This window comes from Pseudomonas sp. AC211, assembly GCF_979258055.1.
The window spans coordinates 2,990,699-3,014,388 of the sequence record NZ_OZ409830.1; the positions used below are offsets into that span (position 1 = coordinate 2,990,699).

Here is a 23,690-nt window from a genome sequence, read left to right on the forward strand (position 1 = left end):
GGATCAAGGGCCCCTCACCCCAGCCCTCTCCCGCAAGCGGGAGAGGGGGCTGACCGCGTGCGACGGTCGTACAAACGCCACCCCTTCTCCGCTACGCCGGCCGGGCTGGGGGCGAGGGGCTTCTAATCGTCAGCACTGCCCCTCGAACCACTCCAGAATCACCTCCCGCGCCGGATGCGCCGCCCCCTGCGCACTCAACCACAACGCATACACGCCGCCGGTCTTTAGCGGCTGCCCAAACGGCACCATTAAACTCCCCCGCGCCAAGGCATCCTGCGCCAGCACCTGATCACTCACCGCCACGCCCAATCCCCGACTCGCCGCGTCCAAGGCCAGATCGTCCAGATTGAACTGGAGATGCTGAAAGCCCTGCCCCGCCTCTTCGCCGTGCGCCTGCAACCAGGTGGTCCACTCGAAGCGGCTCGGCGAACCATGAATCAGCGGATGGGCTGCCAACTCGGCCACCGAACGCGGCGCTGGCAGTCCTGTGGCAAGTGTCGGCGCACACACGGGGATCAGGTATTCGTCAAACAGTGGCAACAATTTCCGCTCATCCAGCCCGTCGCGCAGGTACAGCACGTAGGCGTCGCAGTCGCCATCGGTGGCCACCGCTTCACCGCCCACGGTTTCAATCGATAGCGCCAGGCGCGGGTGCGCGGCGTAGAAGCTGGTCAGCCGGGGCAATAACCAGCGCACGGCCAACGACACAAAAATGCGAATTCGAAACGGCCGCTCGGCGGTGGCCGGCAGCAGTGAACGCTCCAGCGCGGTCAGCTCGGCGAGTAGGCGTTGCGCCACGGCCAGCACCTGCTCGCCGCTGGCGGTCAGTGCGACTTGTCGGCTGCTGCGCTCGAACAACGCCACGCCGTAGTGTTCTTCCAGTTGTTGAATCTGCCGGCTCACAGCGCTTTGCGTGAGGTGCAGGCGCGCCGCCGCGTCAGTGAAGCTGCGGGTATCGGCGACGTGTACCAGGGCGTTTAGCGCGGGCAGTGAGGGCACTCGGCGGATCGGTTCCATGGCGCGTCCATCTATGCGTTGAGTGAATAGCTGCATGAATTCTTAGCGTTGGAGTGTACCGCTGCTTTTGCCTATTTTCGCTGCTTTTGCGGCCATTCACGCTCAGGTCGAGCATGCGAGCGGCGCATAACGGGAGAGTGACATGACAGAGTCGCGCGGAACGGCGTTGGTGGTGGGCGCGGGTGTGGTGGGCATCGCCACGGCCTTGTGGCTGCAACGGTTTGGCTGGCAGGTAACGCTGCTGGATCGACAACCGCCCGGCACCGCCACCTCCTTTGGCAATGCCTGTACGTTCGCCACCTACGCCGTAGAGCCGGTGGCGACGCCCGGCATTTGGCGGCAGGCGCCGGCGCTGTTGTTCAAGCCGAATTCACCGTTGCGGGTGCGCCCGGCCTACTTGGGCAAAATCGCGCCGTGGCTGTGGCAGTTTATCCGCCACTCCAGCGAGCAGCGTGTGCACGCAATCAGTCACGATTTGCGCACCTTGCTCACGCCCTGCATGCAGGCCTGGGCCACGTTGTTTGATGACGCGCAGACGCACGATCTGATTCGCCATGACGGCTCGCTGTATGTGTTCGAGGCCCACGAGCGGCCTGTTGCCCAGGAAATGGTGGCGTATCACCAGGCGTTCGAGGTGCCGATTCGCCTGGTCGAGAATTCGGAGCTGCATGCTTTGGAGCCGGCACTGAATGCTCGCGCGGCGTTGGGCGTGGAGCTGCCGGGCGTGAGCCGCACGCTCGACCCGTATGCACTGAGCGTGCGGTTGTTCGAGCGTTTTCTTCAGCACGGCGGCCGCTTTCTGCGCGGCGAATTGCTCGCGGTTGAACGCAGCCCCGCCAGCGCCGAGCAGATGGTGGCGCGGTTGGCCAGTGGCGAAACGCTGACAGTAGACCGCCTTGCCCTGTGCACCGGGGCTTGGTCCAAACAGCTTGCCGACACGCTCGGCGACACATTGCCGCAAGACACCGAGCGCGGTTACCACGTGCTGTTCGAGCAAGCCGGCGCGCTGCTGAACCGGCCGGTGTGCTGGGGCGCCGGTGGCTTTTACCTGACGCCCATGGCGCAGGGGTTGCGGGTGGCCGGCACGGTGGAATTTGCCGGTACGGCGGCGCTGCCGGATCCGCGCCGCTATCGCTACCTGGCCAATGGCGCGCGGCACTTTCTCAATTTGCAGCACGAGCCGAGTTCGCAGTGGATGGGCTTTCGCTCATCGATGCCCGACAGCAAACCGGTGGTGGGCGTGGCGCGGTTGATGCCGCAGGTGTTTTACAACTTCGGCCATGGCCACGTCGGCTTAACGCTGGCGTCGATCACCGGCAAACTGGTGGCTGAACAGGCCAGCGGCGTGGCCCCGTCGGTGCCCTTGGCGCCGTTTTCGCCGCGTCGGTTTGCGTAAGCATTTGCGCCGCAGCGCTCTGGCGCACGGCATGTAGCCTCCATCAATTTCAGCGATATCAACTACCAACACCATGCGTTTCTCAAGGCGGCGGCGAGCACGGAAACTTGGCCCCGAAGTCACTCACAACCCTTTGAGGAACACACCATGAAAACCATCGTTACCGCGTCTTTGCTCACCGCGTTGTTAACCGGCACCGCCTTCGCTGGCGCCGACATTAACCACGATTATCAAGCGGCCACTGCCAAGCAAACCACCGAGCAAAGCAAAACCACCAAAGCCGATGACACCACCCAAGCCGTCGACAAAAAACTCGATAGCGAAGAGCAACGCTGGGGTCAGCCACGCTGGTGGCATTGATTGATCCGTTACATCACCGGGGCGCCAATTGGGCGCCCCGGTCGTTTCTGCGGGGCCGGTTGACCATTGGTCCTGTTTATCGAACATCGGCGAAACGCCACCACTCCACTTCTAGGTAACTCACAGAAATGGAGCATCAACGATGAGCAAATTACCTTTTACTGCCGTGTTACTCAGCGCAATTATGGCCGCCTCCTCCGCCTCGCTGGTGATGGCAGCGACCGTCACCCCGGGCAACGGCGTGGGCGCACCGGAAGCCGGCACCACTGGTGAAGGCACCGGCAACTCGGCAACCGGCGCCAACGCACCGGGCACCGGCACCGGCACGGGCGCAACCGGCCAAGGCACCACCGGCACCGGCACTGGCGCCCCGGGTGGCGCGGCAGGTGCGACCGGCAATGGCACCTCCGGCACGGGCACCGGCATTGGTACCGGCACCGGCACCACCGGTTCAGGCGCAGGCGCCACCGGCACAGGTGGCACGGGCATCGGTACGGGAACCGGCGCGACTGGAACAGGCACCGGCACCGGCTCGACCGTACCCGGCGGTAGCGGCGGCAGCGGCGGCAGCAGCTCGGGCAGTGGCGGCACTGGCTCCGGCGGCACCGGCACAGGCGGCACCGGCACCAGCGGCACAGGCGGCGGCATGGGCGGAAGCTCCGGCGGAACCGGCGGTGGCGCTGGCGGCTCGGGCGGCGCAGGCGGTGGCGGCGGCGCCGGTGGCGGCAGCTAATGCCGCAACGCAGTAGAAAATGGCCAGCGGGGTTCGCCCTTCTGGCCAATTTTTTTGCCTGTGATTAAGTCGCCAAACCCCAGGCTTACCCCTTAGGCGGTTTACCGGTATAACGGCAGCGCTGCCGTGCAGCTCCCCTTTCCAAGGACAGGCCCACCGTAGTCGGGCCGGAGACTTACCGTGATCAAACCCCTGCGTATTGCCATTGTCGGCGCTGGCCCTGCTGGTCTTGCCGCCGCCTTGTATCTGCATCGCAGCGGCCATCAGGTGACGGTGTACGAACGCTTCGAGCACGCCTCGCCCGTGGGCTCGGGGCTGATCTTGCAGCCCACCGGGCTGACCGTTCTCGACGACCTGGGCTTGTTCGACGCTATCTCGCAGCTGGGCAGCCGCATCGACCGCTTGTACGGCGCCGACGCGCTGACCGGGCGCACGGTGCTCGACGTCGGTTACGCCGCCATTAAGGGCGACCGCCATGGCATTGCCGTGCACCGCGCCGCCCTTTTCCATGTGTTGTTCCAGGCCGTCACGGCTGAAGGCATCGCCGTCGAAACCGGGCTGGATGTGCAAAGCCTGGAAACCCGAGGCGACTTGGCCTGGCTGGTTGGCGCCAACGAGCGCAAGGCAGGGCCGTTCGATTTAGTCGTTGATGCCAGCGGTTCGCGCTCCCGGCTCAAGGCGTTTTGCCTACAACCGAGCGAACCCAAGCCGCTGCTGTATGGCGCGTTCTGGGCCTCGCTGCAAGCCGACGCCGCCGCGCAGACCAGCACGGCGCTGGTGCAGCGTTATCAGCGCGCGACCACCATGATCGGCGTGCTACCGATTGGCAAAGCGGAGCCGGCAAGCGCGCCGATGAGTGCGTTTTTCTGGAGTACCAAGCCGGATCAGGTCGACACGTTGAAGCGCGCAGGCATTGAGCGCTGGAAGGACGGCATCGCCAGCCTGTGGCCCGACTGCGAGTCGTACCTGAAGCAGATCAATGGTTTCGACGACATGACCCTCGCCCGCTACGGCCATCACACCTTGGCCATGCCGGTGGGCCGCAGCCTGGCGATCATCGGCGATGCCGCGCATTCCACCAGCCCGCAACTGGGCCAGGGCGCCAACATGGCGCTGCTCGATGCCCGCGCGTTGGTGCATGCCTTGAATACCAGCGACGACCTGGCCAGCGCCCTGCCCCGTTACGCCGCCTCGCGCCGCCGCCATGTGCGCACGTTCCAGGCGCTGTCGGCGGCGTTCACGCCGTTTTATCAGTCCGACTCACGGGTGTTGCCGATGCTGCGGGATCAGGTGCTGTTCGGCCTGTCGAAAATTCCGCCAGCGCCGCAGATTCTGGCGGCCATGGTGGCCGGCACGCTGGTGGATCCGTTCAAGCCCATCGGCTTGCGCGAACGCACCTGGCAGCCGCAGGCGCAACCGGCGCCGTTGTAAACCCGGCGCTCAGTGCTGGAGGTGGCCGTAGAGCTTGGCGTACAGGCCGCCCTCGGCGATCAGTTGCTGATGGTCGCCATCTTCGGCAATGCGCCCGCCGTCAAACACCAACACCCGATCCGCTTGCTTAACGGCGGATAGCCGGTGGGCGATGATCAGCGTGGTGCGCCCTTGCAGGAACTGGCCAAGGGCCTGGTGCAGGGCGTACTCGGTGGCGGCGTCGAGGGCGGAGGTGGCTTCGTCGAGAATCACCACACTCGGCTCGGCCAGCACCATACGGGCGATGGCCAGGCGCTGACGTTGGCCGCCAGACAAGCGCACGCCGGAGCGGCCGACGATGCTGTCCAGCCCTTTGGGCAAGGCTTGAATGGTGTGCGCCAGTTGGGCGATTTCCAGCGCGCGCCAGCAAGCGTCGTCGCTGCGCTCGCGACCCATGGTCAGGTTGGCGCGCACGGTGTCGTTGAACAGCGCCGGGTGTTGCAGCACCACGGCCACGTGTTCACGCACGGTTTCCAGGCCGATCTCTTCCAGGCTTTTATCGCCGTAGCGAATGCTGCCGCTTTGCGCGGTATACAGGCCCAGCAGCAATTGCACCAGGGTGCTTTTGCCACCGCCGCTGGCGCCGACAATGGCCACTTTTTCGCCGGGCGAAATATTCAGGTTGAGGCCATCGAGCACCGGCTCATCGTTGTACGCAAAGTTCAGCCCACGCACCTCGACGCCCACGGTGGGTTTGCCGGCAAAGGGATTAGCGCCGCCGGCGTATTGCGGCTCGTCGGCGCGCGCCAGCAGCTCGTTGATGCGCGTTAGCGCGCCACCGGCGGCGTAGTAGGCGTATTGCAGGTTCAGCAGTTGTTCGACGGGGCCGATCATGAACCACAGGTAACTGAACACCGCGAGCATCTGGCCAATCGACAAGTCGGAAAACAGCACGGTGAGCATCGCTGCCGCGCGAAAAATGTCGATGCCGAACTGGAACAGCAACCCGCTGGCGCGGCTGGAGGCGTCGCTTTTCCATTGCGAGGCCACGGCGTAATCGCGCACTTCCTGCGCACGCTGGCCGAGGCGGCCAAGGAAGAAACCTTGGCGGTTGCCGGCGCGCACTTCCTGAATGGCTTCCAGGGTTTCGGTGAGCGCCTGGGTGAAGCGCGAGGTGCTGTCGTTCTCCAGCTTCTTCAGGTGCTTGACCCGTTTGCCGAGCTGCACCGTGGCGTAGATCACCAGCGGGTTGAACAGCAGAATCAGCAGCGCCAGCTTCCAGTGCATCCACATCAGAATGCCGGCGGTGCCGGTCAGGGTGAGCATGGCGACCAAAAAGCGGCTGAGGGTTTCGCCGACAAATTTGTCCAGGGTGTCGAGGTCGGTGACCAGGTGCGTGGTCACCGTGCCGCTGCCCAGGCTTTCATATTCGCCGAGGGAAATGCGCTTGAGGCGTTCGATCAGGCGCACGCGAATGCGGTACACGATGTCTTTCGACAGCCGCGCGAACAGTCGGGCCTGCAGCACGTTGAAGATCAACGCCGAACCGCGCAGCATCAGGGTGATCGCCACCATCAGGCCGATGTAGCCGACCGCGCTCTGCCAGGCGCTAGGTAGCGCGTGGTTCATTACCTTGAGCGCCGCGTCGCCCTGTTTGAGCAGCACTTCGTCCACCAGCAATGGCAGTAGCAACGGGATCGGCACGCTGCACAGGGTGGCGAATACGGCGACCAGGTTGGCGAGGATTAACGACTTTCTATGGCGCAGGGCCAGACGGCGGATTTCTTCCCAGCTCAGGCGATCAAGCATGGGCGCCGTGCTCCAACCAGCGCGCCAACAGCGGCGCCAGTTGTTCCAGCGGTTGATAGCCATTGGTGAGCAAGGCCAGCTGCCCGTTGCGCTCGGCCAGCACGGTGGGAAAACCGGCGATGCCGAGGTTTTGCGTCCACTCGAAATCGGCGGCGGTGGCGGCCTGCTCGGTGGCGCTGTCGAAGGCGGCAGCAAACTCGATGCGCGGCAGCCCGGCCTGTTCGGCCAGTTCCACCAGCACGGCGGCCTGGGTGACGTCGCGGCCTTCCACATAGAAGGCGTGTTGAATCAACTTCACCAGCGGCCAGGCGCTTTCTGCATCCAGATTGCGCGCAGCCACCAAGGCGCGGCAGGCGGGTTCGGTGTCGTACACGAAGCCGTCGGGCAGCGCCCCGTCAAAGGTGAAGGCCTGGCCGGTGCTAGCGTGCACCGATTGCCAATGTTCGAGGATGTAGCGTTTGGTGGTCGGTTCCAGCGCGGCGGCCGTGCCAGCGCGCAAGCCGCCGGCCACCAGATGACTGCTGACACCAGCCGCCAGCGCTTGCTGGGCCAGCGCGTCGAATACCGGAGCGAAGCCCCAGCACCAGGAACACATCGGGTCCATCACATAGATCAGACGTGCGTGCATGCGTGGGCTCCAATTACCGGGACGATCTTGATTGAGAGGCGCGGGCCGCGCGTTTAGTCGCGGCCTTTTTTCCCGTGGGTTGTAGCCCAAAGGATGGGGTTGGTTGCGGGCTTTTGCCAGCTCGATCTGCTTTTTGCCGCTCACGTGCGCCGGCCCGGGTTTTCTCGCTGAGGCTGTCCCAGCAATGCGGGCAGCTGACGCCAGGCACGTAATGCGGTGATTCACGGTCGGCGATGGAAATGGGAATGCGGCAGGCGTGGCATTGGTCGTACTCGCCTTCGCTGAGGTCGTGGCGCACGGTGACGCGGTTGTCGAAGACGAAACAGTCGCCCTTCCACCGCGTTTCTTCCTGCGGCACTTCTTCCAGGTACTTAAGAATGCCGCCCTTGAGGTGAAACACTTCGTCGAAACCTTGGCTGAGCATGTAGCTCGAGGCCTTTTCGCAGCGAATGCCACCGGTGCAGAACATGGCGACTTTCTTGTGCTTGGCCGGGTCGAAGTTGGCTTCGATATAGGCCGGGAAATCGCGGAAGCTTTTGGTTTTCGGGTCTTGCGCGCCTTCGAATGTGCCAATGGCCACTTCGTAGTCGTTGCGGGTGTCGATCAGCAGCACTTCGGGATCGTCGATCAGCGCGTTCCAGTCTTGCGGCTCTACATAAGTGCCCACTTGCTGGTTTGGGTCGACGCCAGGCACGCCGAGGGTGACGATTTCTTTCTTCAGCTTGACCTTGGTGCGGTAGAACGGCTGCTCGTCGCAGAACGATTCTTTGTGGTCGATATCGACAAAACGCTCGTCGCGCTTGAGCCAGGCCAGCAAGCCGTCGATGCCTTCGCGGCTACCGGAAACGGTGCCGTTGATGCCTTCGAGGGCGATTAACAAGGTGCCTTTGATGCCGTTGTCGAGCATGGCTTGCAACAGCGGTTCACGCAGCGCTTCGTAGTCAGTCAGGGTGACGAACTTGTACAGCGCCGCCACGACGATGGGGTGGGTCATGGGGATTCTCCAGGTGGTCACCCTCGCAAAGGGCGGACCGGATTTTGTGTCAAAAATGGCGCCGGCTGGCGCGGCGCGCATTTTATGCGAGTTTCGGGGCGTCGGCCATGCTGCGTTGCGCACGGCCCCTGTAGGAGCGACTTCAGTCGCGAAGGCCGTTATTCGGTCGGGCATTAGAGCGGCGTTTCCGGGAATCGCGACTGAAGTCGCTCCCACAGGTAGTTTGCGAGCGGCCATAAAAAAACCGCCGCTTGATCACTCAAGCGGCGGTTTCTGGTTCCGGGAACTGCGCGGGGGTTAGTGCCCGCCTGCGCAGGTCGGCGAAGCTGGGGCGGCACCGGTGGCGGCCCATTCTTCGGGTGTATAGGTATGCAGCGCCAGCGCGTGGAATTGGCCCATCAGGTCGCCCAATGTGGCGTACACCTTCTGGTGGCGCTTGACCGCATTCAGGCCAGCAAACGCTGGCGTCACCACCACGGCTTTGAAGTGGGTTTCCAGGCCACGGCTGTGCATGTGGCTTTCGTCCTGCACGTCGACGAACGAAGGGTCGAGCGCCGCCAGGGTGGTTTGAATGCGTTCACGCATAGTCATACAAGGCTCCGATTACGGCTTTTTGGCTGGGGCTGGCGCGGCTTTGGCGTCGGCCGGGGCAATTTCTTTGGTCATGTCGGCCAGCAGTTTGTTCACTTCCGGAACAGCACCTTCCAGCTTGGCTTGGGCCATTTGCGCGGACTGTGCGGTTACGCGCGGCATGGTTTCCTGCACTTTCTTGCCCAGTGGCGACTGGTAGAAGGCGATCAGGTCTTTGAGTTCCTGCTCGCTGAAGTTGGTGGTGTAGAGCTTGACCATGTCGGGCTTGAGTTTGTCCCAGGCGACAGCTTTGTCGAGCGAAGCCTTGGCTTTTGCTTTGTAGGTTTCGAGAAGGGCTTTTTTGGTTTCTGGCGCTTGGGCCTGAACGAAGCGTTGATCGAAGAGTTGATCAACTTGGGCGTAGATCGGGGCGGTGAGTTTGTCGGCGTGGGCCAGTTTCAGGAAGGTTTCAGCGTTGGCGGCGTGGCTTTTAGCGTCTGCGAATACGTTGGCGCTCAGGCAGACCATAAAGGCGGCAGTGCAAAGGGTACGAATCGGGGTCATTGGGTGTTTCCTTGGTTTTGAAAGCGGATAGAAAGAGAGAAGTAAAGGCAAATCCCGGAGGCTGGGCATTCTGCGCGTTGCTTGGACACGGCTCAAGCGCAGCGGTTGCACTGCGCTTGCCGGCGGGAAAATCCTGACAGCGGTTGAGGAGATTCCTTTGGTCCGCAAGCGAATTGCCAGCACTTGCAGCACGCCCCTTCGACGGTGCATTCTTCGCGCCAACAAATTGGCTACCCGCCGCGACACGCGCCAGAAAATGCGCCCCGTTTCCCCGGCCCGGTTTCGCCACACCCCATTGAGCAACACACGGACGTGTTCGATGAGCAACCTCAGTACCGCCCTCGTCTCCGACCCTTGGCAACCTTTATGCGATGCCAAGGGCAGGCTCCTGCCGAACGCCGTCGGCTGGTCCAGCCGCCCCCACCTGAACTGCGCCCTGCCCGGGCACTATGGCCGCCGAAAGCGCTGGAACCACTGGTGCATCACCACGCCGGATTGGATGATGGCGCTCACCGTGGCGGACCTCGATTACATCGGTTACGGCGCCGTCTATTTTCTCGACCTGCAAACCGGTCATGCCGTCGCCCACACGCAGCTGCGGCCCCTGGCGCGCGGCTGCGAGATGCCTGACACACCCTTGCAGGGTCACGTCTTCCAGCACTCGCGCCTGCAAATTCGCGTAGACGAGCACCCTGGCCGCGCCCGTCTGGTTGCCACGGTGCCGGACATTGGCGGGCAAACCTTGCAGGTGGCGTTGGACGTGCAACGCCCCGGCCACCTCGACTCAGTGAACCTGGTGGTGCCGTTTGCTCAGGGCGGTTTCCACGCCACGTCCCGGCATGTGGGGCTGCCGGCCAGCGGTGACGTGCAGTTGGGCAGCACGCAATACCACTGCGTACCCGGCAACAGCTTTGCCGCGCTGGACTTCGGCCGCGGCGTGTGGCCGCTGAACACCCACTGGACCCGCGCCGCCTTCGCCGCGCCGGGCGGTATTGCCGGCAACTTCGGTTCTGGTTGGACGGACAACACGGGCCTGTCGGAAAACGCCCTGTGGTTTGGCGGCGAGCTGCAGCATGTCACCAGCCCCATGACGATCACCGGCAACCTGCACAATCCCTCCGCGCCTTGGCAGTTAACTACCGACGATGACCACGTGGCCTTGGTGTTCACCCCGCGCCAGCAACATGTGGCGCGGCCGAAGGTGGGGCCCTTCTATGCCGAAACCCGCCAATGGTTCGGCCAATTCGACGGCGTACTGCGCGGCCCAAAAGGCGAGCGCGTGCCGGTAGACGGCGCCCTGGGTTGGCTGGGCACCACCAACGCGCGGTGGTAGCCCGCCACAGCCGCGAGCAGCGAAGCGCTGTAACGTTTTATGCGCGTTACAGGGAACCTGCCCGCCAGAGCAACGCCTAAACTGCCGGAACAGTCCGCGGAGAAGAACCATGAATCGCATTGAAACCGACAGCATCGGCGCCATCGACGTTCCTGAAGCGGCGTACTGGGGCGCCCAGACGCAACGCTCGTTGATCAACTTCGCCATTGGCCAGGAACGCATGCCGCTGGCCGTGCTGCACGCCCTGGCGCTGATCAAGAAGGCCGCCGCGCGGGTGAACGACCGCATCGGCGACCTGCCGCCTGACATCGCTCGCCTGATCGAACAAGCCGCCGACGAAGTACTCGCCGGCCAGCACGACGATCAATTTCCATTGGTGGTGTGGCAAACCGGCAGCGGCACGCAAAGCAACATGAACGTCAACGAAGTGATTGCCGGGCGCGCCAACGAGCTGGCCGGTAAAGGACGTGGCGGCAAGGTGCCGGTGCACCCGAACGACCACGTGAACCGCTCGCAAAGCTCCAACGACGCCTTTCCTACCGCCATGCACATTGCCACCGCGCAAGCGATCACCCACGACCTGCTGCCGGCGATTGCCGAGCTGTCCGGCGGTCTGGCCGAACAGGCAGCGCGGCACATGCACCTGGTGAAAACCGGGCGCACGCACATGATGGACGCCACGCCCGTCACCTTCGGCCAGGAGCTTTCCGCCTTCGTCGCCCAGTTGGGTTACGCCGAACGCGCCATCCGCGCCGCGCTGCCCGCCGTTTGCGAGCTGGCCCAAGGCGGCACGGCGGTGGGCACGGGGCTCAACTCGCCGCACGGTTTCGCCGAAGCCATCGCCGCCGAGCTGACCGCCCTTTCCGGCTTGCCGCTGGCCTCTGCGCCGAACAAGTTTGCCGCCCTCGCCGGCCACGAGCCGCTGGTGACCCTGGCCGGCGCGTTGAAAACCCTGGCCGTGGCCTTGATGAAAATCGCCAACGACCTGCGCCTGCTCGGCTCCGGCCCGCGCGCCGGGTTGGCTGAAGTGCGCCTGCCGGCCAACGAGCCGGGCAGCTCGATCATGCCCGGCAAGGTCAACCCGACGCAGTGCGAAGCGCTGTCGATGTTGGCCTGCCAAGTGATGGGTAACGACACCACCATCACCTTCGCCGCCAGCCAGGGCCATTTGCAGCTCAACGTGTTCAAGCCGGTGATCATCCATAACCTGCTGCAATCCATTCGCCTGCTGGCCGACGGCTGCCGCAACTTCCAGAAGCACTGCGTGGAAGGCCTGGAGCCGGACGCCACGCAAATGGCCGCGCACCTGGAGCGCGGGCTGATGCTGGTGACCGCGCTGAATCCGCATATCGGTTACGACAAATCCGCGCAAATCGCCAAAAAGGCCTACGGCGAAGGCACTACCTTGCGCGAAGCGGCGGTAGCGCTGGGCTTTGTCACCAACGAGCAGTTCGACGAATGGGTGCGACCAGAAAGCATGCTTGAGGCCGGTAGCCATGAGTGATGAGGTCAGGAGCGGCGCCACGCCATTGGAGGGCGACGGCAAGCGAATACTGCTGATTTTGGGCACGCCCAAGGGCAACAGTTTTTGCAACGCCTTGGCCGAGGCTTACACCGTCGGCGCCCGTGGCCAAGGCCACGTGGTGCGCCAACTGAAACTCGGCGAGCTGCAGTTCGACCCGATCCTGCGCGACGGTTACGACCAAAGCCAGACCCTGGAAGCCGACCTGCTCGAAGCCCAGCGCCAGATTCACTGGGCCGAGCATTTGGTGTTCGTTTATCCGGTTTGGTGGGGTGGCATTCCGGCGCTGCTCAAAGGCTTTTTCGACCGCACCTTCCTGCCTGGCTTCGCCTTCAAATACCGCAACCGCTCGCAGCTATGGGACAAACTGTTGACCGGCCGCACGGCTGATCTGCTAGTGACCATGGACACGCCGCCGTGGTATTTCCGCTGGATCTATGGCGCTCCGGCGCACCGGCAAATGACCCGCACCATTCTCGGCTTCTGCGGCATCAAAACCCGCCGTCTGGCGCAGTTCTCACCCATTCGGCCGTCCACCGAAACGCAGCGCCAGGCTTGGCTGCGTAAGGCCGAGTTGTTGGGTTCGAAGATTTAAAGATTTGAAGATTTCACACACTCTGTGGGAGCGGCTTTAGCCGCGATGCTTTTCGAGAGAGCATCGCGGCTAAACCGGATCGCCGGCCGGCCGCTCCGGCAGAAAGCAGTTATTCCCCCGTCGCCCGCCGCGCCCGCAGGTTGGCCATCAGCGACGGCCCAATGGCCGTCACCGCCGAGCCCAACACCACCAGCACCGCACCGACATAGGCCAGCCAATTGATCTGCTCGGGATGAACATGCTCGGGCCATAGCTGCGCGGCGGCGGCAACCGACGCAAAGGTCACCAGCGGCGTGATGGCCAGCGTTGCACTTACTCGCGAACCTTCCCAATGCGCCAGCGCTTCGGCAAACGCGCCGTACGCCACCAACGTGTTCAGGCAGCAGGCAATCAATAACCAGAACTGCAACGCGCTCAGTTGCAACACCTGCGCCGGATGCGCCCACGGCGTGAGCAGCGCTGCGCACGCCAGGTAAATCACCATCATCACTTGCATGGAATTCCAGCGGGTCAGCAACTGCTTCTGCGCCAGGCCATAAAACGTCCAGACGAAAGCAGCGAGCAAAACGGTGAGCACGCCGACGGTGTAGGTGCCCAGCGACGTCAGCAACTCATGCAAGCGCTGGTTGAAGAACAGGCCGAAGCCGAGAATCAGCACCGCCAGGCCAATTGCCTGGCCGACGCTAAAGCGCTCATGGAACAGCCACACGCTGCCCAGCAGAAACAGAATGGGCGCCACCTGAATCACCAATTGCGTGGTGCCGGGGCTGAGCACTTTCAGGCCGATCAGATACAGCACGTAATTGCCGATCAGACCCAGCACGGCCACCGCCAGCAGCACCCGGCCATTGCCGCCGAGCAATTTGAAATCCGGCAGGCGACGCGTCAACGCCAGGTACACCAAGAGCAACGAGCCGGAAACGATCAGGCGATACCAGGTCACGGTGATGGGGTCCATCACCTCCAGCACTTCTTTCAATTTGATAGGAAGAACACCCCAGAGCACGGCGGTGATCAGGGCAAGCGTCAGGCCGTAAACCCAACGGCCGGAAGAAGTGTGCATGGCAGCCTCAAGTGAGCAGAGCGCAGCAAACGCTGGCAAAGCCCGCATTTTAGGCAGCCGCTCACCCGCAAACACAGAAACAGTTGAGCGCCGTAACTGTACGGCTCGCCGCCTCTACTTGGAAAACGCCATTACGCTGACGTCAATTAAGTGGAAATACCCGTAGATGGTGGCGATCTACTTGGAAAAGGCCACCATTTATCGGCTAACGTGGCGAACAGGCAAAGTGTGATTACACTCACACAATCCGACTCGCCTATGGAGCCACACCCATGTTCAGCCAACGTACGCAGGATGCCGCCGCCGCTACCCATTACCGCAGTGAGCGGGTGAGCGCGGTGAATGGTCAGTATTTTTTCGCCACCCGCGAAGGCACGCTGGAAGGGCCGTATTTCACTCGCGTGGATGCTGAGCGGGAGATTGCGATGTACGTGCGCCGGCAGTTGCAAGGCGACGAGATTATTGAGAGCCGCACGTTTATGGATCGGCATGGGACTCTTGATCACTAGGCCTCAAGATCACCGTTGTCGTCGGGAGAATCGAGGCTAAAGCCTCTCCTACAGGACGTACGCTGACGGAGAGAATGGCGTCAGTCTTGATTGACCCCCACGTATCAACGCATAAAAAAACCGCGCCGAAGCGCGGTTTTTTGTGGGCGGCGAAACCTTATTTGTAGGTTTCGAACAGGCCTGTAGCGCCCATGCCACCGCCTACGCACATGGTCACGATGCCGTAGCGCTTGCCACGACGACGCAGTTCACGCACGAGGTGGCCGACCTGGCGCGAGCCGGTCATGCCGAAGGGGTGGCCGATGGAGATCGAGCCGCCGTTGACGTTGTATTTTTCGTTGTCGATTTTCAGGAAGTCACGGGCATACAGGCACTGCGAGGCGAACGCTTCGTTCAGTTCCCACAGGTCGATGTCGTCCACTTCCAGGCCACGGGCTTTGAGCAGTTTGGGCACCGAGTACACCGGGCCGATGCCCATTTCGTCTGGCTCACAACCGGCAACGGTGAAACCGCGGAAATATGCCAGCGGTTCCAGGCCCAGTTCCTTGGCTTTATCCAGGCTCATCACCAGGGTCATGGAGGCGCCGTCCGACAGCTGCGAGGCGTTGCCGGCCGTTACCGAACCGTCTTCGGCGAACACTGGTTTCAGGCCTTGCAGGCTGGCCAGGGTGGTGTCGGCACGGTTGCAATCGTCGCGATCGACCACGCCTTCAACGATGGATTTTTCGCCGGTGGCTTTGTCTTCCACTTGGTACTTGACGGCCATCGGCACGATTTCGTCGTCGAAAAGGCCTTCAGCCTGGGCGCGCGCGGTGCGTTGCTGGCTTTGCAGGGCGTATTCGTCTTGCTGTTCGCGGGTGACGTTGTAGCGGCGAGCAACGATTTCAGCCGTCTGGCCCATCGGATAGTAGATGCCCGGCGAGCTGACTTTCAGCAGCGGGTTGATCAGGTTGTCGGTGTTGACGCTTTTCAGGGTCATGGTGATCGACTCAACACCGCCGGCGACGATGATGTCGCTGCAGCCCGAGGCAATCTGGTTGGCGGCGATGGCAATGGCCTGCAAGCCCGAGGAGCAGAAACGGTTGAGGGTCATGCCGGCCACCTGAGTGCCCAGGCCCGACAACACGGCCACGTTGCGGCCAATGTTGTAACCCTGCGCGCCTTCGTTGGAGCCTGCACCGACGATGCAGTCTTCTACCGAAGCCGGGTCGATCTTGTTGCGTTCCAGCAGGGCATTGACGCAATGCGCGGCCATGTCGTCCGGACGGGTCAGGTTGAACTTGCCGCGAAAGGACTTGGCCAGGCCAGTCCGCACGCTGTCGACGATCACTACTTCACGCATCACGCACCTCGTTTTTATTCGGGAAAGATCAGGGCTGGAGTGCAGCTGGCCGCTAGGATAAAACCGCCGCAAGCGCCACGGCGATGATTATTCATCCCGTGTATGCGCGGCGATCCTGCCCTTTTCGACGCCTCTGGCGGGTCGTCGCTGTTCAGTCCTTGTTCAATGCGCGTTCAAGGGCGTCGTTGATCGTGCGCAGCACTTTTACCCGGGCGAAGCGTTTGTCGTTGGCCTCCACCAAGGTCCAGGGCGCCAATTGCGTACTGGTGCGGTCGACCATGTCTTCCACGGCGTCGGCGTACTGCGGCCACTTTTCCCGGTTGCGCCAGTCTTCTTCAGTGATTTTGAAGCGTTTAAAGGAAATTTCCTCACGTTCCTGGAAACGCTTCAGTTGGGTTTCCGAGTCGATGGAAAGCCAGAACTTCACCACCACCACGCCCGCGCGGGTCAGCTGTTCTTCGAAGTCGTTGATCTCACCGTAGGCGCGCAGCCAGTCGGCCGGGGTGCAAAAGCCCTCAACCCGCTCGACCAGCACGCGGCCGTACCACGAGCGGTCGAACACGGTGAATTTGCCGAGCGCAGGAACGTGCCGCCAGAACCGCCACAAGTACGGCTGCGCCCGTTCTTCTTCGGTGGGCGCGGCGATTGGCACGATGCGGTATTGGCGCGGATCGAGCGCCGCCGCCACGCGGCGAATGGCGCCGCCCTTGCCGGCCGCGTCGTTGCCTTCGAACACGGTGACCAACGAATGCTTGCGAAAGCGTTTGTCGCGCATCAGCCCAGCCAGGCGTGCCTGCTCGGCTGCCAGTTGTTTTTGGTACTGCTCTTTTTCTAGCTGTTGCGTGAGATCGAGGCTGCCCAGCAGGCTGCGGTTGTCGATGCTCACCGAGGCCGGCCCGGCGTGCGGATGGCGTTGCGTGCTTTCTTTGACCTTGAGCGCGGCTTGCAGCCCTTCCAGCAGAATTTTCGCCACCGTCAGGTTGCGGTAGTTCTCGTCGGCGCCTTCCACCACATACCAGGGGGCGTAATCGCGGCTGGTTTTGTGCAAAACGCGTTCACCGAAGCGCACGAAACGGTCATAGGTTTCCGATTGCTGCCAATCCAAAGGGCTCAGCCGCCAGCTGCGTTCGGGGTCGTCTTTCAGATTCTTCAGGCGGGCTTTCATCTGTTTCTTCGACAGGTGGAACCAGAATTTAAAAATCAGCGCGCCCTCGTCGCACAGCATGCGCTCCAGGTTTTCCGCGCCGATGATGGCCTGGTCGAGCACCGCGTCTTTGAAATGACCATGCACCCGGCCCTGGATCATCTGGCTGTACCAGTTGCCGAAAAGATGCCCATGCGCCCTTTGGGTGGCAGTTGCCGCCAGTAGCGCCAGGCCGGCGGATGGGCCAGTTCCTCGTCGGTTTGCTGGTCGAAGGTATTCACCTGAATAAGCCGAGGGTCCATCCATTCGTTGAGCAGTTTGACCGTCTCGCCTTTGCCAGCACCCTCAATGCCATTGATCAGCACGATCACCGGAAAGCGCGCCTGCTGCTGCAACTCGAATTGCGCTTCGAGCAGCGCCTCGCGCAGCGCAGGGATGGCCGCCTCGTAGTCTTCCTTATCGATGGCGTGGCCAATTTCGGCGGACTCAAACATAAAACCTCGCTCCATTCGTTAACGTGATGGGCACAGCCTAGCGGATTGCGCCGCGCTAGCCATGCCCCGCTGCCGGATCGGCTAGAATGCGCGCCTTGCCGCGCCAGAACCGATCATGTCCGACAGCCCCTCTTTCCCCCGCCACCAGCACCGCCCAGCTCGATTGGGATGAACTCGGCCAACCGCATTCGCGGGCCTATGGCGATGTGTATTTCTCCAACAGCGCCGGGCTTGATGAGCCGCGCTATGTATTTCTCGATAACAACGACCTGCCCGCGCGCTTCGCCGCCCTGCCGGAGCACGGCAAGCTGGTGATTGGCGAAACCGGTTTTGGCACCGGCTTGAATTTTCTCTGCGCCTGGGAGTTGTTTGCGCGCACGGCGCCGGCCGGGGCGCAGCTGCATTTCGTCAGCGTGGAAAAACACCCGCTCAGTCACGCCGACCTGCAACGGGCCTTGTCGCTGTGGCCGGCGTTGCAGCCGTTTGCCGAGCAGTTGTTGGAGCAATACGTGGCGCTGCATCCCGGTTTCCAACGCGTGTTATTCGATGGCGGTCGCGTGGTGCTGACGCTGTTGATCGGCGATGTGATGGAGCTGCTGCCGCAACTCGACGCTGAAATAGACGCCTGGTTTCTCGACGGTTTTGCGCCGGCAAAAAACCCGGACATGTGGTCGCCGGAACTGTTTAGCGAACTGGCGCGGCTGTCGACGCCGCGCACGACCCTGGGCACATTCACCACGGCGGGGGTGGTGCGGCGGGCGCTGAAAGCGGTCGGATTCAAACTCAAGCGTGTGCCTGGCCTGGGGCATAAATGGGAAGTGCTGAAGGGTCATTTCATTGGCCTGGAAGACGCGCCTGCTACGCCACCCTCGCCCGCCTGGTACGCCCGCCCCGCGCCGCTCAGCGGCCCGCGCACGGCTTTGGTGGTGGGCGCCGGGCTGGCCGGCTGCGCCACCGCACAAAGCCTGGCAGTGCGCGGCTGGCAGGTAACGCTGCTGGAGCGCCATGGCGAGTTGGCGCAGGAAGGCTCGGGCAATCCGCAGGGCGTGCTGTACCTCAAGCTGTCCGCCCACGGCACCACGTTGTCGCGGCTGATCGTGGCGGGCTTCGGCCATACCCGTCGGCAAATTCAACGGTTGCAGCGCGGGCAAGACTGGGATGCCTGCGGCGTGCTGCAACTGGCCTTCGACGATAAAGAAGCCGCGCGCCAGGCCAAGCTTGCGACCGCGTTTCCCGCCGACTTGTTGCATACGCTGAACCGGGAACAGGCCGAGCAACACGCGGGCATCGCATTGGCCAGCGGCGGGCTGTTCTATCCGAACGGCGGTTGGGTGCATCCGCCGGCGTTGTGCCAGTTGCTGGCCGAACACCCTGGCGTGCAATTGCTCACCCACCACAACGTGCTCGAACTGCATCAGCACAACGGCCAGTGGCACGCGCGCGATGGCGAGCGTGACGTCGCCAGCGCCAGCGTCGTGGTGCTGGCCGGCGCCGCCGATGTGCGCGCGTTTGCGCCCACCGCATCGCTACCGCTTAAACGCATTCGCGGCCAAATCACTTCGCCTGCCACAAACACCGCAGAGCCGTTCGCTGAGCACTGTGGTGTGCGCCGAAGGCTACGTCGCGCCAGCCCGCCACGGCGAACACACCCTTGGCGCCAGCTTCGACTTTCACAGCGATGACCTGACCGTGAAAGCAGCTGAGCACGTGAGCAATTTGCAGCTGCTTGACGACATTTCCAGCGACCTGGCTGAGCGATTGAATGCCCGCCAATTGCCGGTGAACGAGCTGCAAGGCCGCGCCGCTTTTCGCTGCACCAGCCCGGATTATTTGCCAATCGTTGGCCCGGTCGCCGACGCTGAGGCCTTCGCCAGCGCCTACGCGATACTGCGCAAAGACGCCCGGCAAAATCCCGACACCGCCTGCCCGTGGCTGCCCGGTTTGTATGTGAACAGCGGGCACGGTTCGCGCGGGCTGATCACCGCGCCGCTGGCCGGCGAGCTGCTTGCCGCCTGGCTGAACAACGAACCGCTGCCGGTGCCGCGTGATGTCGCCGAGGCCTGTCATCCCAACCGTTTTGCGCTGCGAAAATTGGTGCGCGGTTAGGCCGCTTCATGCCCGCGTGTGCCGAGCGCGTCACGAATGCCCGCTCGCTGGGCTACGCTTGCATCACTCACCCCTAGAACAGGCAACTCCGTGCTATGCAGCGCACGCAAACATTACACATCGATCGGCTACGCGGCCTCACCTACGGCCTGGTGTGTTTTGGTTTGACCGTGGTGCTGGCACTGGAAGGCTGGCAGCTTTATCAGTCTTATCGCCAAGCGTTTTTCCAGGCCCGTCAAGCGGCCACCAACCTGACGCGGGCCACCGAAACCCATGTAAGGGGCGCCATTCGCCAGGCCGACACTCTGGTGCTAGGCATTGTCGAACGCAGCGAATGGGAAAGCCTTTCCAGCCTGAATGCCGCGCGGATGCAGCTGTACCTCAAAGGCCAGATGACCGCCCTGCCGCAACTGCATGGGCTATTTATTTACGGCCCCAGGGGCGAATGGCTGGTGACCGACAAAGACAGCATCCCGCCCAACGCCAACAACGCCGACCGCGAATATTTCGTCTACCACCGCACCCATACCGAGCGCGGCGTGCACGTCGGCAAGGTCATCACCAGCCGCTCTACCGGCGAGCTGATCATTCCGGTCTCGCGGCGCATTAACAACCCGGACGGCAGCTTTGCGGGCGTCGCGCTGGCCACCCTCAAGCTCAGCTATTTCAACGACTTTTACGCCCAGTTTCGCACCAGCAAGGAAGACGCCTTCACCCTCACGTATGCCGACGGCACCATCCTGGTCCGTCGCCCGTACGTAGCTGAACTGATCGGCACCAGCATTGCCCATGGCCCCATTTTTACCGAGTACCTGACGCGGCAGAGTTCAGGCTCGGCGCTTATCGAATCGTCCGTCGACGGCAAGGAACGCATGTACAGCTATCAACGTTTCAGCGACTTCCCGCTGGTGGCGATTTCCGGCATTTCCGCCAAAGCCATTCGCTTGCCCTGGTGGCGGCAACTGATCGTTTCCAGCGTGGTGTTCGCACTCATTGGCTTGAGCATGTTGGCCTTTGCCCGCGTGCTGCTGCAGCAGATTTCACGCAGCGAAGTGGCTGAAAAAGAACGCCACGACGCCCACGAAGCCCTGCAGAAATTCTCGATAGAAGATGCCCTCACCGGTCTGGCCAACCGCCGCCGGCTGGACGAAGTATTGCCTCAGGAATTGGGTCGCGTGCGCCGCACTCAGGCGCCGCTGGGCGTGATCATGTTGGATATCGACCACTTCAAGCTCTACAACGACCGCTACGGCCATGTCGCCGGCGATGCGTGCATTCAGGCCGTGGCGAAAGTGCTGGCGGCCTGGGCCCGCCGTGCCGAAGACCTACCCGCTCGCTATGGCGGCGAAGAAATGATGCTGTTGCTACCCGGCTCTGACCAGGCCAACACCTTGAAAATGGCTGAAGGGATTCGCAAGGCCGTGCAGGAGCTGGCCCGCGAACACCTGGCCAGCCCACTGCAAATCGTGACGGTGAGTCTCGGCGTCACGGTGGTGTACGCCCAACAAGCCGAGCAAGACAACGTGCCCAATTTGATCAAGCAAGCCGACACCGCGCTGTACGAGGCCAAGCGTGGCGGACGCAATCAGGTGTGTGTCTACCAGGCGCCTGAGGCGGCCACCCGGCACGGCAGCTAATCACAGCGCGCCCGGCTCTTTACCGTCGCGCTTACACCAACCCTTCGGCCTTTAGCGCCTCGACCACTTTTGGCCGCGCCGCAACGCGTGCCGAAAACGCTTGTACCGCCGGCCACGGCGCCAGGGAAAAACCGACGACGTTGGCCCAGTTGAGCACGGTGAACAGGTACGCATCGGCCACGGTGAATTGGTTGCCGAGCAGGTAGTCGTTATCGGCCAACTGAGCGGTGACGTAGTCCAGGCGCTTGGTCAGCGTGGCGCTGACGGCGGCTTTCCAATCAGCCGATTGCGCCGGGTTGAACATCGAGCCCATCGGCTTGTGAATTTCCGAACCGATAAAGGTCAGCCACTCTTGCAACTGATAGCGCGCAAAGGTGCCGGCCGCCGGTGCCAAGCCGCTTTGCGGGCTTTGGTCGGCGATGTACTGCAGCAACGCCGCGCCTTCGGTCAGCAACTGGCCGTTATCCAAGGTGAGGGCCGGCACGTAGCCTTTTTTGTTGATCGCAGTGAAGTCGGCGCCGCTGGCGGTGACCTTGGCTTTAAGGTCGACCTTCTCGGTCTCGAACGCCAAGCCGGCTTCCAGCAAGGCGATGTGGGGCGCCAACGAGCAGGCGCCTGGGGAGAAATACAGTTTCATAAGCAATCCTTCACTCAGTAATGGAGCGTGGCAGGCGCGTGGGAAGCACGCGTGCACTGAGCTTAGCGATTGCTTTCTCTGGCACAAGTACCCACCTTGCGGTAAGTATGCATTTGATATCTCTGACTAATTTGGGAGCGCCTTTATGCTCGATCAGCACGACCACGCCGCCTGCCGTGCCGGCAATGTATTCAGCGTCACGTGCCCGGCACGCTACGTCCTCGATGTGCTGGCTGATAAATGGGCACTGTTGCTAATTCACACCCTGGCCCACGGCACACGCCGCACCGCTGAATTGCGGCGGCAAGTGGACGGCATTTCCGAAAAAATGCTGATTCAGACCCTGCGCCGGCTGGAGAAATTCGGCCTGGTGACGCGCACCGCGTACCCCGAAGTACCGCCGCGCGTGGAGTACTCGCTGACGGCGTTGGGTTTGTCGCTGAGCGAACCGATTCGGGCACTGGATCACTGGGTAGAGCGCAACATCGACGCCCTTAACCAAGCGCAAGCCGCCTTTGAAGAAAAGACCGTCGAGGCCTCGGCATGACAGACGCCACGCTCTCGGCCCAGCGCTGGCAAACGCTGTGGCAGCGCCTCGGTGCCAGTGCGCCCGAAGGCAGTTTCGCCACCCTCGCCGCGCATTACGCCGAACCGCAGCGCCACTACCACAACGGCGCCCATATCAACGCCTGCTTGCAGCACCTCGAGCGTTTCAAGCACCTGGCTGGCGACCTGCCCGTGGTGGAATTTGCTCTCTGGACACACGACGCCATCTACCACACCCAGCGCCAGGACAACGAAGCCACCAGCGCCGACCTGGCCGAAGCCTGGCTGCGTGAGGCCGGCTTGCCCGAGCACATCGCCAGCGTGCGCCGGCACATTCTCGCCACCGCTCACGTTGAGCCCGCCGACGCCGATGATGCGGGGCTGGTGGTGGATCTCGATTTGTCGGTACTCGCCCTGCCCGCCGACGCCTACCACGCCTACACCCAAGCCATCCGCGCCGAGTACGACTGGGTGCCAGAGGCGCTGTTCAACGCCGGCCGCGCCAAGGTGCTCAACACCCTGTTGGCTATGCCCGACCTTTACAGCCACGAAGAAATTCGCGCGCTGTGGGAAGCCAAAGCTCGGGCCAACCTGCAAGCAGAACTGGCGCGGTTACTGGCCTGACGCCGCCCGCAGGTCGCGGCTCATTAACGACTGCGGCTTGCCCCAGCGCTCGAACTGTTCAACCGTCACCCAGCCGCGTTTGGCGTAATAGTCGGCGCGGTCCTGAGTGTGCAAATACAACCGTTCCACACCCTCGGCCCGCGCCCGCTCACAGACCTTTTCCACCAGCGCCTCGGCGATGCCTTGCCCGCGCGCCTGCGGGGTCACGAACACACAGGCCAACCAAGGCCCGAGGTCGTCACGGCCGGGCAAATCGTCGGTCGCCAATGCCGCGCCGCCCAGCAGTTGGTCGTTATCGACAGCCACCACACTCGGCCAGTCGCCATTGTGCTGGCCGGCAGCAAATTCGTGCTGCCACTCAGCCAACGACTGACCGACGTACTCGTAGCTGAACTGCTCGTACAGCCAGGCGGCCATGGTGGGGCAATGTTCCATGTGCTCGTGCAACCAGAAAAACTGCGGCATGAGTAACTCCCTGAAAATGAGGTGCTGAGGGTAAAGCGCGCCCGCCGCTGTGTCATTCAGTGACACAAACGGGTGCACGGCTGCGCTTCGTTTTCGCCCGTGCGCACCAAAACAACGCGCCAGCCTGCGCCGCACCGTTGGCCGCGCCGTGCATCGACACCCCGGCCGCCCGGTCCGGAACTTGCTAGCCAA

General features: G+C 62.8%; 20 protein-coding genes and 3 pseudogenes. 12 read left to right on the forward strand and 11 right to left on the reverse strand.

The features are described 5' to 3' along the window. Nucleotides 1-129 precede the first annotated feature (129 nt). On the reverse strand, nt 130-1,017 hold the full coding sequence (locus tag ACZZZP_RS13990) for a LysR substrate-binding domain-containing protein (RefSeq protein WP_463383126.1): 888 nt from the start codon (nt 1,015-1,017) through the stop codon (nt 130-132). A 142-nt stretch (nt 1,018-1,159) separates the two neighbouring features. Between ACZZZP_RS13990 and ACZZZP_RS13995 the strand changes: the two genes are divergently transcribed. The 4 genes from ACZZZP_RS13995 to ACZZZP_RS14010 all read left to right on the forward strand — a co-directional run bounded on the left by ACZZZP_RS13995 (nt 1,160) and on the right by ACZZZP_RS14010 (nt 4,937). Further along, complete coding sequence (locus ACZZZP_RS13995) at nt 1,160-2,413, forward strand: NAD(P)/FAD-dependent oxidoreductase (protein WP_463383127.1); 1,254 nt, start codon at nt 1,160-1,162, stop codon at nt 2,411-2,413. A gap of 147 nt (nt 2,414-2,560) precedes the next feature. After that, nucleotides 2,561-2,773 carry a hypothetical protein gene (locus ACZZZP_RS14000; protein WP_463383128.1) on the forward strand — a complete coding sequence of 71 codons (213 nt, stop codon included), beginning with the start codon at nt 2,561-2,563 and terminating at the stop codon, nt 2,771-2,773. A 142-nt stretch (nt 2,774-2,915) separates the two neighbouring features. Continuing rightward, nucleotides 2,916-3,506, forward strand: a complete 591-nt coding sequence (locus ACZZZP_RS14005) for a hypothetical protein (protein ID WP_463383129.1) — start codon at nt 2,916-2,918, stop codon at nt 3,504-3,506. A 180-nt stretch (nt 3,507-3,686) separates the two neighbouring features. After that, nucleotides 3,687-4,937 carry an FAD-dependent oxidoreductase gene (locus ACZZZP_RS14010; RefSeq protein WP_463383130.1) on the forward strand — a complete coding sequence of 417 codons (1,251 nt, stop codon included), beginning with the start codon at nt 3,687-3,689 and terminating at the stop codon, nt 4,935-4,937. Between the two features lie 9 nt (nt 4,938-4,946). On the opposite strand, the gene ACZZZP_RS14015 is transcribed toward ACZZZP_RS14010, so the two are convergent. The 5 genes and pseudogenes from ACZZZP_RS14015 to ACZZZP_RS14035 form a co-directional block, all read right to left on the reverse strand. Continuing rightward, nucleotides 4,947-6,725: an ABC transporter ATP-binding protein gene (locus ACZZZP_RS14015; protein ID WP_463383131.1), complete on the reverse strand. Its 1,779-nt coding sequence runs from the start codon at nt 6,723-6,725 to the stop codon at nt 4,947-4,949. After that, the gene (locus tag ACZZZP_RS14020) at nt 6,718-7,320 is read right to left on the reverse strand and encodes a DsbA family protein (protein WP_463384718.1); all 603 of its coding nucleotides are present in this window, start codon (nt 7,318-7,320) and stop codon (nt 6,718-6,720) included. Before ACZZZP_RS14020 ends, ACZZZP_RS14015 begins: the two co-directional genes overlap by 8 nt. A 102-nt stretch (nt 7,321-7,422) precedes the next feature. Next, nucleotides 7,423-8,347: pseudogene (gene trhO / locus ACZZZP_RS14025) on the reverse strand (oxygen-dependent tRNA uridine(34) hydroxylase TrhO); the annotation flags it as partial. Nucleotides 8,348-8,644: 297 nt separating this feature from the next. Further along, nucleotides 8,645-8,938, reverse strand: coding sequence for a BolA family protein (locus ACZZZP_RS14030; RefSeq protein ID WP_463383132.1), 294 nt, complete (start codon nt 8,936-8,938; stop codon nt 8,645-8,647). A gap of 12 nt (nt 8,939-8,950) precedes the next feature. Continuing rightward, nucleotides 8,951-9,481, reverse strand: coding sequence for a DUF2059 domain-containing protein (locus tag ACZZZP_RS14035; protein ID WP_122495045.1), 531 nt, complete (start codon nt 9,479-9,481; stop codon nt 8,951-8,953). Nucleotides 9,482-9,800: 319 nt separating this feature from the next. Here ACZZZP_RS14035 and ACZZZP_RS14040 point away from each other — a divergent pair, with 319 nt between their 5' ends. The 3 genes from ACZZZP_RS14040 (at nt 9,801) to ACZZZP_RS14050 (ending at nt 12,931) form a co-directional block, all read left to right on the forward strand. After that, nucleotides 9,801-10,814: a DUF2804 domain-containing protein gene (locus ACZZZP_RS14040; RefSeq protein ID WP_463383133.1), complete on the forward strand. Its 1,014-nt coding sequence runs from the start codon at nt 9,801-9,803 to the stop codon at nt 10,812-10,814. 109 nt (nt 10,815-10,923) lie between these two features. Further along, a complete protein-coding gene (locus tag ACZZZP_RS14045; RefSeq protein WP_463383134.1) occupies nt 10,924-12,318 on the forward strand; it encodes a class II fumarate hydratase in 1,395 nt (464 codons plus the stop codon). Then, nucleotides 12,311-12,931 carry an NAD(P)H-dependent oxidoreductase gene (locus ACZZZP_RS14050; protein WP_122495039.1) on the forward strand — a complete coding sequence of 207 codons (621 nt, stop codon included), beginning with the start codon at nt 12,311-12,313 and terminating at the stop codon, nt 12,929-12,931. The genes ACZZZP_RS14045 and ACZZZP_RS14050 overlap by 8 nt, the downstream gene beginning before the upstream one ends. A gap of 109 nt (nt 12,932-13,040) precedes the next feature. Here ACZZZP_RS14050 and ACZZZP_RS14055 read toward each other — a convergent pair whose 3' ends face one another. After that, on the reverse strand, nt 13,041-13,994 hold the full coding sequence (locus tag ACZZZP_RS14055) for a DMT family transporter (protein ID WP_463383135.1): 954 nt from the start codon (nt 13,992-13,994) through the stop codon (nt 13,041-13,043). A 272-nt stretch (nt 13,995-14,266) separates the two neighbouring features. On the opposite strand from ACZZZP_RS14055, the gene ACZZZP_RS14060 reads away from it, so the two are divergent. Then, a complete protein-coding gene (locus tag ACZZZP_RS14060) occupies nt 14,267-14,503 on the forward strand; it encodes a DUF6316 family protein (RefSeq protein WP_463383136.1) in 237 nt (78 codons plus the stop codon). A gap of 157 nt (nt 14,504-14,660) precedes the next feature. Here ACZZZP_RS14060 and ACZZZP_RS14065 read toward each other — a convergent pair whose 3' ends face one another. Both ACZZZP_RS14065 and pap read right to left on the reverse strand, forming a co-directional pair. Then, nucleotides 14,661-15,845 (reverse strand): thiolase family protein, encoded by a 1,185-nt coding sequence (locus ACZZZP_RS14065; RefSeq protein WP_463383137.1) that lies wholly within the window; start codon nt 15,843-15,845, stop codon nt 14,661-14,663. 151 nt (nt 15,846-15,996) lie between these two features. Continuing rightward, nucleotides 15,997-17,483 (reverse strand): annotated as a pseudogene (gene pap, locus ACZZZP_RS14070) (polyphosphate:AMP phosphotransferase). 86 nt (nt 17,484-17,569) lie between these two features. Between pap and mnmC the strand changes: the two are divergent. Both mnmC and ACZZZP_RS14080 read left to right on the forward strand, forming a co-directional pair. Next, nucleotides 17,570-19,589, forward strand: a pseudogene (gene mnmC, locus ACZZZP_RS14075) (bifunctional tRNA (5-methylaminomethyl-2-thiouridine)(34)-methyltransferase MnmC2/FAD-dependent 5-carboxymethylaminomethyl-2-thiouridine(34) oxidoreductase MnmC1). Nucleotides 19,590-19,684: 95 nt separating this feature from the next. Further along, nucleotides 19,685-21,226 carry a sensor domain-containing diguanylate cyclase gene (locus ACZZZP_RS14080; protein WP_463383139.1) on the forward strand — a complete coding sequence of 514 codons (1,542 nt, stop codon included), beginning with the start codon at nt 19,685-19,687 and terminating at the stop codon, nt 21,224-21,226. Nucleotides 21,227-21,257: 31 nt separating this feature from the next. Here the strand turns inward: ACZZZP_RS14080 and gstA are convergent, their stop codons facing one another. Beyond that, complete coding sequence (gene gstA / locus ACZZZP_RS14085; protein WP_122495025.1) at nt 21,258-21,863, reverse strand: glutathione transferase GstA; 606 nt, start codon at nt 21,861-21,863, stop codon at nt 21,258-21,260. A 145-nt stretch (nt 21,864-22,008) separates the two neighbouring features. On the opposite strand from gstA, the gene ACZZZP_RS14090 reads away from it, so the two are divergent. Beyond that, nucleotides 22,009-22,410: a winged helix-turn-helix transcriptional regulator gene (locus ACZZZP_RS14090; protein ID WP_463383140.1), complete on the forward strand. Its 402-nt coding sequence runs from the start codon at nt 22,009-22,011 to the stop codon at nt 22,408-22,410. Continuing rightward, nucleotides 22,407-23,033: an HD domain-containing protein gene (locus ACZZZP_RS14095; protein WP_463383141.1), complete on the forward strand. Its 627-nt coding sequence runs from the start codon at nt 22,407-22,409 to the stop codon at nt 23,031-23,033. The genes ACZZZP_RS14090 and ACZZZP_RS14095 overlap by 4 nt, the downstream gene beginning before the upstream one ends. On the opposite strand, the gene ACZZZP_RS14100 is transcribed toward ACZZZP_RS14095, so the two are convergent. Further along, a complete protein-coding gene (locus tag ACZZZP_RS14100) occupies nt 23,022-23,498 on the reverse strand; it encodes a GNAT family N-acetyltransferase (RefSeq protein WP_122495019.1) in 477 nt (158 codons plus the stop codon). The two genes, ACZZZP_RS14095 and ACZZZP_RS14100, sit on opposite strands and share 12 nt — an antisense overlap. Nucleotides 23,499-23,690: the final 192 nt, after the last annotated feature.